Annotated in this window: 13 protein-coding genes and 2 pseudogenes; 11 read left to right on the top strand and 4 right to left on the bottom strand. The window is 68.2% G+C overall.

Going from position 1 to position 10337, the window contains the following annotated elements; genetic code table 11:
- The coding region (locus tag TSO221_RS26520; protein WP_146208916.1) for a carboxymuconolactone decarboxylase family protein at nt 1-182 on the top strand (182 nt) is incomplete at its 5' end.
- Between the two features lie 27 nt (nt 183-209).
- Here the strand turns inward: TSO221_RS26520 and TSO221_RS26515 are convergent.
- Entirely contained in the window at nt 210-1106 is an 897-nt protein-coding gene (locus TSO221_RS26515) for a LysR family transcriptional regulator (RefSeq protein ID WP_109121520.1), read from the bottom strand.
- Between the two features lie 191 nt (nt 1107-1297).
- Between TSO221_RS26515 and TSO221_RS26510 the strand changes: the two genes are divergently transcribed.
- From TSO221_RS26510 to TSO221_RS26465, 10 genes are all read left to right on the top strand, one after another.
- Nucleotides 1298-1768 (top strand): cytochrome P460 family protein, encoded by a 471-nt coding sequence (locus TSO221_RS26510; RefSeq protein WP_158284225.1) that lies wholly within the window; start codon nt 1298-1300, stop codon nt 1766-1768.
- 41 nt (nt 1769-1809) lie between these two features.
- Nucleotides 1810-3000 carry an arabinose transporter gene (locus tag TSO221_RS26505; protein WP_109121518.1) on the top strand — a complete coding sequence of 397 codons (1191 nt, stop codon included), beginning with the start codon at nt 1810-1812 and terminating at the stop codon, nt 2998-3000.
- A gap of 129 nt (nt 3001-3129) precedes the next feature.
- Nucleotides 3130-3525, top strand: coding sequence for a cupin domain-containing protein (locus TSO221_RS26500; protein ID WP_109121517.1), 396 nt, complete (start codon nt 3130-3132; stop codon nt 3523-3525).
- A gap of 42 nt (nt 3526-3567) precedes the next feature.
- Entirely contained in the window at nt 3568-4062 is a 495-nt protein-coding gene (locus TSO221_RS26495) for a cyclophilin-like fold protein (RefSeq protein WP_158284224.1), read from the top strand.
- Nucleotides 4063-4106: 44 nt separating this feature from the next.
- Nucleotides 4107-4793 carry an NAD(P)-binding domain-containing protein gene (locus tag TSO221_RS26490; protein WP_109121515.1) on the top strand — a complete coding sequence of 229 codons (687 nt, stop codon included), beginning with the start codon at nt 4107-4109 and terminating at the stop codon, nt 4791-4793.
- The gene (locus TSO221_RS26485; protein ID WP_109121514.1) at nt 4790-5527 is read left to right on the top strand and encodes an SDR family oxidoreductase; all 738 of its coding nucleotides are present in this window, start codon (nt 4790-4792) and stop codon (nt 5525-5527) included. The genes TSO221_RS26490 and TSO221_RS26485 overlap by 4 nt, the downstream gene beginning before the upstream one ends.
- A gap of 38 nt (nt 5528-5565) precedes the next feature.
- Entirely contained in the window at nt 5566-6012 is a 447-nt protein-coding gene (locus TSO221_RS26480) for a (2Fe-2S)-binding protein (RefSeq protein ID WP_109121513.1), read from the top strand.
- Nucleotides 6013-6025: 13 nt separating this feature from the next.
- Complete coding sequence (locus tag TSO221_RS26475; protein WP_109121512.1) at nt 6026-8266, top strand: molybdopterin cofactor-binding domain-containing protein; 2241 nt, start codon at nt 6026-6028, stop codon at nt 8264-8266.
- A gap of 18 nt (nt 8267-8284) precedes the next feature.
- Nucleotides 8285-8749 (top strand): cupin domain-containing protein, encoded by a 465-nt coding sequence (locus TSO221_RS26470; RefSeq protein WP_109121511.1) that lies wholly within the window; start codon nt 8285-8287, stop codon nt 8747-8749.
- 107 nt (nt 8750-8856) lie between these two features.
- Nucleotides 8857-9582 (top strand): dihydrofolate reductase family protein, encoded by a 726-nt coding sequence (locus tag TSO221_RS26465; protein ID WP_109121510.1) that lies wholly within the window; start codon nt 8857-8859, stop codon nt 9580-9582.
- 112 nt (nt 9583-9694) lie between these two features.
- Here TSO221_RS26465 and TSO221_RS36970 read toward each other — a convergent pair.
- The 3 genes and pseudogenes from TSO221_RS36970 to TSO221_RS26450 form a co-directional block, all read right to left on the bottom strand.
- Nucleotides 9695-9844, bottom strand: a pseudogene (locus tag TSO221_RS36970) (integrase); the annotation flags it as partial.
- A 53-nt stretch (nt 9845-9897) separates the two neighbouring features.
- Nucleotides 9898-10089 (bottom strand): twin-arginine translocase TatA/TatE family subunit, encoded by a 192-nt coding sequence (locus TSO221_RS26455; protein WP_109121509.1) that lies wholly within the window; start codon nt 10087-10089, stop codon nt 9898-9900.
- A 34-nt stretch (nt 10090-10123) separates the two neighbouring features.
- Nucleotides 10124-10337, bottom strand: a pseudogene (locus TSO221_RS26450) (GTP 3',8-cyclase MoaA); the annotation flags it as partial.

The following is a 10337-nucleotide window of genomic DNA, read 5'->3' as shown; positions in this document are numbered from 1 at the left end:
CCCTGGTCGCCTCGGGGCAGGTCGCGCAGATCCCCTACCACCTCAACCGGGCGATGGACAACGGCCTGACGCGCGAGCAGGCCTCGGAGGCGCTCACCCATCTCGCCTTCTACGCCGGCTGGCCCAACGCTTTTTCGGCGCTGCCCGTGTTCAAGGAGGTGTTCGAGAAGCGCCCCGGCTGACGGCGCACCCAGCCGCTCCGTGGGTTCTCACGTGCCGCGGTGGCGCAGCGCATCGACGAACAGCGCGAAGGCCGGCGAGGATTGGCGGCGGCTCGGGTAGTAGAGGTGGTATCCAGACCAGGAGGGGCACCAGTCTTCCAGCACCCGCTGGAGGCGCCCTGCCTCGACGTGCGGCTTCGCCAGATCTTCGGGCATGTGGGCGAGCCCGAAGCCGGCCACCGCTGCGTTGAGGATGTGGAAGATGCTGTTAAAGACGAGCTGGCCGTCCACGCGCACGCGCAGTTCGTGGCCGTCCTTCTCGAACTCCCACGCATAGATGCCCCCGTGGGTGGGAAGCCTCAGGGTGATGCAGGTGTGGCCGATCAGGTCCTGCGGCGTCTCCGGCGGCGGATGCCCGGCGAAATAGGAGGGCGCGCCGACCACCGCGAAGCGGACGTCGGGCCCGATGCGCACCGAGATCATGTCCTTGGCGACCTGCTCGCCGAAACGCACACCGGCGTCATAGCGCTCGGCGACGATGTCGGACAGGCCGTAGTCGTTGATGAGTTCGACCTTGATGTCCGGATACGCGCGCAGGAAGATCTGCAGCTTCGGCCAGAGGAGGCCGTCGATCGCGTAGTCGGTGGCGGTGATCCGGATGGTGCCGGCCGGCTTCTCCCGGAACTCGCTCAGAGCCTCGAGTTCGGCCGCGATCTCATCGAAGCGGGGGCCGATGGTCCGCAGCAGGCGATCGCCGGCGGCCGTCGGGGAGACGCTGCGCGTGGTGCGGGTCAGCAACCGGATGCCGAGCCGTTCCTCGAGCTGGCGAACGGTGTGGCTGAGGGCCGACTGCGACACGCCGAGCTTGGCGGCCGCCTTGGTGAAGCTCTGCTCCCGCGCGACGGCCAGGAAGGCGAGGAGGTCGTGGACGTTCTCGCGCTGCATTGATGAGGCCTCCTCATGGGCCAAGCGACTTCCGGAACGTTATCGCAAACAGGGGCGTCGCGTTACCACCTTCCCGCGCGCCATTCATGAATGGCGCTCATAAGCCTATGCGGAACTTGCCATCTAGTCGCGCACCGGCACAGCAGCAAGGATCACCTCCAAAGCCGGGATCGGTCCAAGGAGACACCATCATGAAAGCGAAGTCGATCCGCGCCGTCGCGGCGGCGCTGACTCTGAGCGTGGCTGCGACGCTCACCTGGGACGCCAAGGCAGGCAGTGAACTCGTCACGTTCCCCGAGACCTATGCCGAGGGCGTGCGCTACGCGGTCGTGAACCGGGGCAACCTCCGGGAAGAGATCTTCACGAGCCGCGCGGCCATCGACGCGGTCAAGCAGGGGCATCCGATCCCGAGCGGCACCGTGATCACTCTGGTGGATTATAGGGATGGCGCGCTTTACCGCTACGTCGTGATGGAAAAGCGCACGGGCTGGGGCGCCGACTACCCGCCCGAGAAGCGCAATGGCGAATGGGAGTTCCAGGCGTTCAATGCGGATAAGTCCGTGAACACCAACGAGACCCTGGACCGCTGCTTCTCCTGCCACAAGCCGCGGGAGCGGCAGGACTTCGTCCATACGTTCGATCAGATGAAGTCCGCGCGATAGGGCGGCTGCACCTCTCGGTCCGAAGGTTTCAAGGGTTCACGATGTCTGTCACGTCCTCCCCGACCGCGGCTGCACCTGGCGTCATGGTGCTGCTGCTGCCGATCATGGCGGTGGTCCTGATCGCCTTCCTGATCATCGGCCTCGCCTTGCCGGTGCTGCCGCTGCACGTGCACCAGGGCCTTGGTCTCGGCACCGTCGCGGTTGGCCTCGTCGCCGGCAGCCAGTTCGCGGCGTCGCTCGTCTCGCGGGTGTTGGCTGGCCATTACGCCGACAGCCGGGGTGCCAAGCGCGCTGTCGTGGTGGGCTTGGCGGGCGCTGCTGCGGCCGGGCTGCTCTACCTCCTGTCACTCCGCTTCACCGAGGCTCCCGTGCTGTCGGCCACGATCCTGATCCTGGGCCGGGGGCTGCTTGGCGGGGCGGAGAGCTTCATCATCACCGGGGCGCTCAGCTGGGGGCTGGCACTCGTCGATGCACGGAACGCCGGCAAGGTCATGGCCTGGGTTGGCACGGCGATGTACGCCGCCTTCGCGTTCGGCGCTCCGATCGGCACAGCGCTGTATGCGAGCTTTGGGTTCACAGCGATCGCGCTGGCGACGACGCTGGTCCCGCTTGCGACGCTGCTGATCGTGGCACCGCTCCGGCCGGTGGCGCCGCAACTGCGTGCCCGCCCGGCGTTCACCAAGGTGATCGGCGCGGTCTGGGTGCCGGGTGTTGGCTTGGCGCTGAGCAGCATCGGCTTCGGTGCGATCACCGCCTTCATCGCGCTGCTGTTCGTGGACCGCGGGTGGAGCCCGGTCTGGCTCGCCTTCAGCGCCTTCGCCGTCGCCTTCATCGTGGCGCGCGTGCTGTTCGGCCATCTGCCGGACCGGCTGGGCGGCGCCCGGGTCGCGTTGATCAGCGTGCTGGTCGAGGCGGCGGGCCAGGCGCTCATCTGGCTGGCGCCCCGGCCGGGCTTGGCCCTGGTGGGAGCCGTGCTCACCGGCTTCGGCTACTCGCTCGTCTATCCCGGCCTCGGCGTGGAGGCGGTCCATCGCGCACCGCCGGAGAGCCGCGGCCTCGCCATGGGTGCCTACACGGCGTTCCTCGATCTGGCGCTGGGCGTCGCCAGCCCGGCATTGGGACTGGTAGCGGACGGAGCCGGCCTGGGCTCGGTTTTCCTCGTCAGCGCGTTGGTCGTGCTCGGTGCCGCCACGGTTGCGGGACGGCTCCTCAAGGCACCGGTTGCGACCTGAGGGCGTCGCATTCATGAGCCCAGTCGATAGGCTCATGCGCCTTGGGGCCGCTAATCGCATGTGTCGGCGTGGATTACCTTGTTGCTCAACAGCAGCCCCGGACGGGGCCATGACCGGAGGACCGAAACCATGGACATCACACGTGTTGGCTCGAAGCCGTCCACCAAGGGGCCGGCTGACTGGTTCACCGGAACGGTTCGCATCGACCCGCTCTTTCAGGCCAACGCTCCGGCGCGCGCCACGGCGGCCAGCGTCACCTTCGAGCCCGGCGCTCGGACGGCATGGCACACCCATCCGCTGGGGCAGACCCTGATCGTCACGGCCGGGTGCGGCCGGGTGCAGCGCGAGGGCGGTCCCGTCGAGGAGATCCGTCCCGGCGACGTGGTCTGGTTTCCGCCCGGCGAGAAGCACTGGCACGGCGCGTCGCCCACCACGTTCATGGCGCACATCGCCATCCAGGAGCAGCTCGACGGCAAGGCCGTGGACTGGATGGAGAAGGTGACGGACCAGCAGTACGGCGCGTAGCGCATCGGCATGTGCCGAGGCTCCGGCGCACGGGAGGACGTCATGAACATTCGGACAGCCTCTCTCGCCCTGGCCCTCGCCATGGTGCTGAGCGGCATCATCGCGGGCGCCCATGCCGAAGACAGCGGCGCCCGTCCCCTTCCGCCGAAGCCATGGGAGGGCTCTCATCAACGGACACGTTCCATGAAGATCGTTTTCAAGATCGGCGACAGAGCTACCGCGGCCACGTTGGATAACAATCCAACGGCAAGGGACTTCGCAAACCTTCTGCCAATGTCGCTGGTGCTGGAAGATTACGCAGCGACGGAAAAGATCAGCTACCTGCCACGAAAGCTGACCAGAGAAGGAGCGCCGGCGGGCATCGATCCGTCGGTCGGCGACATCACCTACTACGCGCCGTGGGGCAATCTGGCGATTTTCCATAAGGACTTCGACTATTCGAGCGGCCTCATCAAGCTCGGCAAGATCCATTCCGGCCTCGAGCTTCTGAGCACGCCCGGGTCGGTGCGCGTGACGATCGAACGCGTCGAGGAGTAACGGGAACGCTCATCAGCGGCGTGGCCGAATAAGGGATCGAGACGATGCGGATTGGGATCCTCGGGTCGGGATTGATGGGCGGCCAGCTCGGCACGCTCTTTGCGCGCGCCGGGCACGAGGTGGTCTTCAGCTATGCCCGCCGCCAGGAGAAGCTGCAGGACTTGGCACACCGCGCCGGCGGGACGGCACGTGCCGGCACACCGTTCGAGGCCGCGCAGGGGACGGACGCGATGCTGCTCGCCGTCCATTGGTCCCGCTTGGACGAGGTGTTGAGCCAAGCCGGCGACCTATCGGGTAGGACCGTGCTGACGTGCTGCGTTCCACTGAACGCCGAGAACAGCGAACTCGTCGTCGCCCACACCACGTCCGGCGCGGAAACACTCGCAAGGAAGGTTCCGCAGGCACGCGTTGTTGCCGCCTTCCAGACGGTGCCGAGCGAGGTGTTCTTCGACGTCTTCGCGGCACGGCCGGCAGTCCCGAGACCCAGCCTCGTCTACTGCGGGGATGAGGCGAGCAGCAAAGCCGTTGCGGCCACGCTGATCGCGGACGTGGGGTTCGAGCCTGTGGACGCCGGGCCTCTGCGCGTTGCGCGCTACACAGAGCCCTTCGCCATGCTCATCGCCCAGCTCGCGTACGGCGGGCGTGACGGGCCGGAGCTGGCCTATCGGTTCGAGCGGTATGGACGGTCGGCCGGAAGCACGGTGCCGAAACCAGGAAAGGACAAGCCATGACGCAGGGCATCGAAAACAAGGTGGTCGTCATCACCGGCGCCAGCAGCGGGCTCGGAGAGGCCGCTGCCCGTCATCTCGCCCAGCATGGCGCCAAGCTGGTGCTGGGCGCGCGGCGCCTGGACAGGCTTCAGGCGCTCGCCCGTGCGCTGTCCCTGGGGGATGACGCGGTCGTCCAGACCGACGTGACCAGCCACGAGCAGGTCAAGCGTCTGGTGGATCATGCCGTCCAGACCCATGGCCGCATCGACGTGATCATCAACAATGCCGGCCTGATGCCGCAATCGCTCCTGGAACGGGGGAAAATCGAGGACTGGGACCGGATGATCGACGTGAACATCAAAGGTGTGCTGTACGGCATCGCCGCGGCGCTGCCGCACATGACGGCCCGGAAGGGCGGGCACATCATCAACGTCTCCTCGGTCGCCGGCCACAAGGTGCGGGCGGGCGGTGCCGTCTATGCCGCCACGAAGCACGCCGTGCGCGTCATCTCCGAAGGCCTCCGGCAGGAGGTCAAGCCGTACAACATCCGCACCACCATCATCTCGCCCGGCATGGTCGCGACCGAACTGCCCGACAGCATCACCGAACCCGACGTCGCGGAGACCATGCGCAAGGCCTACGAGCGCGCCATTCCCGGGGATTCCTTCGCACGGGCGGTGGCCTTCGCCATGAGCCAGCCGGAGGACGTGGACATCAACGAGATCCTGTTCCGGCCCACCAGCCAGGAATTCTGACAACCGCCGCGCAGACGGCCGACCCGAGGAAGATGTGCATGGAGCTGATCATCAACGGCACCACCCGCCGGGTGGACGCCGAGCCCGATACCCCCTTGCTTTGGGTAATCCGCGATGAACTGGGCCTGACCGGTACGAAGTACGGCTGCGGCAAGGCCCAGTGCGGCGCCTGCACCGTGCTGGTGGACGGCCAGCCCACGCGCTCCTGCGTCGCCCCGGTGGAGAGCGTCGCGGGCCGCCCCGTCACCACCATCGAGGCCATCGCCGAGGACCCGGTGGGCCGCCGCGTGGTGGAGGCCTGGGTGGCAAACCAGGTGCCGCAATGCGGCTACTGCCAGTCGGGCCAGGTCATGGCCGCCAGCGCCCTGCTGACGCAGAGCCCGCAGCCCAGCGACGCCGACATCGCCGGCGCCATGGTCAATCTCTGCCGCTGCGGCACCTACAACGCCATCGCCGCCGCCGTGCGGCAGGCCGCCCGGGGTTGATGAGGAGACGGCCATGGACCGCATGAATCCCGAGATCCTCGATATCGAGCGGCTGCCCGAGGGGCGGCCGGCCAATCTGTCCCGCCGCGGCTTCCTCGGGGCTTCGCTGGGCACCCTGGTGCTCGCCGTGGCGCTGCCCGGCGGCATCGCCCGCGCCCAGGGCCCGGCTGCTCCCGCGGTGAAGCCCGGCACCCGCGTGCCGGCTTTCCTGGAGATCCGCCCGGACGGCTCCGTGCTGCTGCGCAGCCCCTTCGTCGAAGGCGGCCAGGGCGTCGCCACCGCCATGGCGCAGATCGTCGGTGAGGAACTGGACGTCGATCCCACCCGCTTCACCGTGGACTGCGCGCCGCCCGGTCCCGACTACGCGCTGGTGAACGGCCGGCGCTTCACCGGCGGCAGCCAGTCGGTGCGAAGCAGCTACGAGCCGATGCGCCGCCTGGGAGCGACGGCGCGGCAGATGCTGTTGCAGGCGGCATCCGCCCGCTTGGGCGTGCCGGTGGCGAGCCTGTCCACCGAACCGGGCCGCGTGCGCCACGCCGCGTCCGGCTGCGTGCTCGACTACGGTGCGCTCGCCGCCGAGGCTGCTGCGCTGCCGGCGCCGGAGACCGTGCCGCTGCGGGCGGAGACGGATTTCCGCTGGATCGGCAAGCCGGTCGCCCGGCTGGACGTGCGCGACAAGGCCACCGGCAAGGCCGTCTACACCATCGACCTCGCGGTCGACGGCATGTTGCAGGCCGCGGTGCAGCATGCCCCGCGCCTGGGCGGCGAGCCAAGCGCCTTCGCCAACGAGGCGGAGGTGAAGGCCATGCCGGGGGTGCACTCTATCCACCGCCTACCGGGCGCCGTGGCGGTGCTTGCCGACCGCTGGTGGCGCGCGCGCCGCGCGGTGGAGGCATTGCAGGTCAACTGGACCGCCCCCGCCCCCGGCACCCGCAACGCCATGCCCGCCGACTTCTCATCCGAGGGGATGCGCACCGCGCTGGTCGCCGCTCCCGGCCCGGGCATCGCCGCCGAGACCCACGGCGATCCCGCCTCGGCTCTGCGGGGTGCCGCTCGGATGGTCGAGGCGACCTACGACGCCCCCTATCTGGCGCACGGCCAGCTGGAACCGCCCTCGGCGCTCGCGCGCTGGAACGCCGACGGCACGCTCGACCTCTGGCTGCCCAACCAGGCGCCAGAGATGTTCCAGCGCGCCGCCGCGGCCGTCGCCGGCGTCGCGCCGGAGAAGGTGACCATCCACTCGCCCATGCTCGGCGGGTTCTTCGGCCGGCATTTCCTCTACGAGACCGCCAACCCCTTCCCACAGGCGATCCTGCTGTCCAAGGCGGTGGGCCGCCCGGTGAAGCTGATCTGGAGCCGCGAGGAGGAGTTCCTGCGCGACGCGTTGCGCCCCATGGGGCTGGCGCGCTTTCGCGCCGGGCTCGACGCGCAGGGGCTGCCCGTGGCGCTGGAGGCCGAGGCCGTGGGCGAGGGGCCGACCGGCCGCTGGTTCGGCCGCAAGCCCGACGCCGCGGATTCCTCGGCGGTGGAGGGCATCGCCGGGAAGTCCTACGCCATCGCCAACCGCCGCGTCGCGCATGTCCCGCTGCCGCACCCGGCCATCCTCGGCTTCTGGCGCTCGGTCGGGCATTCGATGAACGACTTCTTCTACGAGACGTTCTTCGACGAGATGGCCGATGCCGGCCGGCAGGACCCGTACGCGCTGCGCCTGCGGCTGCTGGCCGACAAGCCGCGCCACAAGGCGCTGCTGGAGGCGGTGGGCGATCTCTCGGGCGGCTGGAGGCGCGGACCCTTCACCGCGGCCGACGGCAGCCGGCGCGCCCGCGGCGTGGCCATGGCCTCGCCTTTCGGCAGCGAGGTGGCGACCATCGCCGAGGTCTCGGTGAAGGACGGCGCCGTGGCGGTGCACGACGTCTGGGTGGCGATCGACCCCGGCCGCATCGTGAACCCGGCGATCATCAAAGCGCAGGTGAATTCGGCCGTCGCGCTCGGCCTGTCCTCGGCGCTGCTGGAGCAGGTGGTCTATGCCGACGGCCTTCCCCAGGCGCGCAACTTCGACGGCTACCCCATCCTGCCGCCCGACCGCATGCCGCGCGTGCACGTGCGCATCGTCGAGAGCGGCGCCCCCATGGGCGGCATCGGCGAGCCGGGCCTGCCCGGCGTGCCGCCAGCGGTGGCCAACGCCGTCGCGGCACTGACCGGGCAGCGCGTCCGCAGCCTGCCGCTGTCGAAGACCCGCTTCGGAACCACATAAACGCAGAGAAGAGCGACCATGAAACGGCTCATCGCAACTACCCTCACGCTCAGTCTCGCCAGCGCGGCACCGGCGTTCGCGGAAAGCACGGTGATTTCACCGAACGGTTCGCGGCCTTCGGCGAAGGGATCGGCTCAGTTTTTCACCGGGTCCGTCGTCGTGGATCCTCTGTATCCGGCCAACGGCCAGACGTCGTCGTCGGGTGGCCTCGTCACCTTCGAGCCGGGCGCGCGCTCTGCGTGGCATACCCATCCGGCCGGCCAAGTCCTCATCATCACCAACGGGACCGGATGGGTGCAGGAGGAAGGCGGCACCAAGCGGGAGATCAGGCCGGGCGACGTGATCTGGACGCCGCCGGGCGTGAAGCACTGGCATGGAGCGACCGCGACCAACGGCATGAGCCACATCGCCATCACCAACATGGCCGATGGCAAGAACGTCGACTGGATGGAGAAGGTCACTGACGACCAGTACCTGAAATAAACGACGCAGGCTGCTTCGAGCCGGTTAAAACGCAACCCCGGCACAGGCGGGCGGCTGGTGCACGATCCGCCGTCCGCTTGTGGTTCGTGTCAAAGGAACAAGCTGAGATGCGCCCGAAGGTTATCTGTCACATGGTCAGTTCCATCGACGGCCGCTTGCTGGTGGATCGGTGGTCCTCGCCGGCGGCCGGCGTCGATTCGGGTGCCCTGCTCGGGCATTACGATCAGGTGGCGGCGCGATTGAATGCGGACGGCTGGATCGTCGGTCGCAAGACCATGGAGGCCTACGCCAAGGGAAAGGCGCGCACTCCAGGCTTTGCCGGGAACGGCGTGCGCGACACCCACATCGCCGAACGCAAGGGCCATGCTGTTGCCGTTGCCATCGATCCGCATGGCCGGCTGCATTACGGCCAGGACAATGCCGGAGGGGACCATATCGTGGCGGTTCTCGGCGAACAGGTTTCGGACGACTATCTTGCCGAGCTGCGCGAGGATGGCGTTTCGTACCTGTTCGCCGGAGCGGACGGACGAGACCTGCACAGGGCCATGGACACCCTCGGCAAGGCCTTCGATATCAGGACCATCCTTCTTGAGGGCGGCGGCGTGACCAATGGCGCCTTTCTCAAGGCCGGACTGATCGACGAGATCAGCCTGCTCGTGTACCCCGGCATTGACGGTGTGGCTGGCGTGCCCAGCATCTTCGAATACGTCGGGCATGTCGATGAACGCCCCGCTGCCGGCCGGTCGCTTCGGCACATCGGTACCGAGACCCTGGAGGGCGGCATGGTGTGGCTCCGCTACACCGTGGAAGTGGTGGCTGAGTCCGGCGCGTGAACGGTGTCGCGGCTTCGGCACCGGATCGCCTTGGGTTCTTGTTCAGGGCAGCATTGAGTTAGGACAAGCCGGGAAGTGCCCCCGTTGCTGAGGGCCACTTCCCCATTACTCTTCAAATCTCGGTCTGCTCGGCCAGTGCCAAAGCATCCTCGATCTCGATCCCCAGATAGCGAACTGTGCTCTCCAGCTTAGTATGGCAGAGCTGGAGCTCAATGGCTCGGAGATTGTCGGTTCGCCGGTAGATCAAGGTCGCTTTCGTCCGGCCGTACTCCGGACATCCGCGTTCACATCGTCGGAAGCCGGGCCGCCGCTGCCTTAGCCGGCGTTGGGGCCGGTGATCCTATCAGATGCCGGCGGACCGGCGGCGGGCTCGTCCTTGAGGCCGGCCTTGAAGGCCTTCATGCCCTTCGCCACGTCGCCCATGACCGTGGGCAGTTTGCTCGCTCCGAAGAGCAGAAGAACGATCGCCAGCACCACGATCCAGTGCATCAGACTGAAGCTTCCCATAACCGTCTCCTGCGTGGGCTGCCGGGCGCGCCGGTCAGCCGCCCGTCACGTTGATGAAGCGTCGTACCGCGCCAGCGCGGCCAACGGTGAAATCATGTCCCCGCGGCTTGCGCCGGATGGCGGTACGGACGGCATCCGCCAGCGCCGCGTTGTCGCCCAGGCGCAACGGCGTGCGCAGGTCGGCGGCGTCCTCCTGGCCCAGGCACATGTACAGCGTGCCGGTGCAGGTCAGCCGCACCCGGTTGCAG

Source organism: Azospirillum sp. TSO22-1, from assembly GCF_003116015.1.
In the GTDB taxonomy this organism is placed as follows: Bacteria; Pseudomonadota; Alphaproteobacteria; order Azospirillales; family Azospirillaceae; genus Azospirillum.
Note: the sequence above shows the minus strand (reverse complement) of the source record. Positions and strands in the feature narration are given on the sequence as shown.

What these genes read in the sequence shown, in the direction of transcription:
- TSO221_RS26515 (WP_109121520.1), bottom strand. Translation starts at nt 1,106, where the DNA reads ATGCAGCGCGAGAACGTCCACGACCTCCTCGCCTTCCTGGCCGTCGCG.
- TSO221_RS26510 (WP_158284225.1), top strand. Translation starts at nt 1,298, where the DNA reads ATGAAAGCGAAGTCGATCCGCGCCGTCGCGGCGGCGCTGACTCTGAGC.
- TSO221_RS26505 (WP_109121518.1), top strand. Translation starts at nt 1,810, where the DNA reads ATGTCTGTCACGTCCTCCCCGACCGCGGCTGCACCTGGCGTCATGGTG.
- TSO221_RS26500 (WP_109121517.1), top strand. Translation starts at nt 3,130, where the DNA reads ATGGACATCACACGTGTTGGCTCGAAGCCGTCCACCAAGGGGCCGGCT.
- TSO221_RS26495 (WP_158284224.1), top strand. Translation starts at nt 3,568, where the DNA reads ATGAACATTCGGACAGCCTCTCTCGCCCTGGCCCTCGCCATGGTGCTG.
- TSO221_RS26490 (WP_109121515.1), top strand. Translation starts at nt 4,107, where the DNA reads ATGCGGATTGGGATCCTCGGGTCGGGATTGATGGGCGGCCAGCTCGGC.
- TSO221_RS26485 (WP_109121514.1), top strand. Translation starts at nt 4,790, where the DNA reads ATGACGCAGGGCATCGAAAACAAGGTGGTCGTCATCACCGGCGCCAGC.
- TSO221_RS26480 (WP_109121513.1), top strand. Translation starts at nt 5,566, where the DNA reads ATGGAGCTGATCATCAACGGCACCACCCGCCGGGTGGACGCCGAGCCC.
- TSO221_RS26475 (WP_109121512.1), top strand. Translation starts at nt 6,026, where the DNA reads ATGGACCGCATGAATCCCGAGATCCTCGATATCGAGCGGCTGCCCGAG.
- TSO221_RS26470 (WP_109121511.1), top strand. Translation starts at nt 8,285, where the DNA reads ATGAAACGGCTCATCGCAACTACCCTCACGCTCAGTCTCGCCAGCGCG.
- TSO221_RS26465 (WP_109121510.1), top strand. Translation starts at nt 8,857, where the DNA reads ATGCGCCCGAAGGTTATCTGTCACATGGTCAGTTCCATCGACGGCCGC.
- TSO221_RS26455 (WP_109121509.1), bottom strand. Translation starts at nt 10,089, where the DNA reads ATGGGAAGCTTCAGTCTGATGCACTGGATCGTGGTGCTGGCGATCGTT.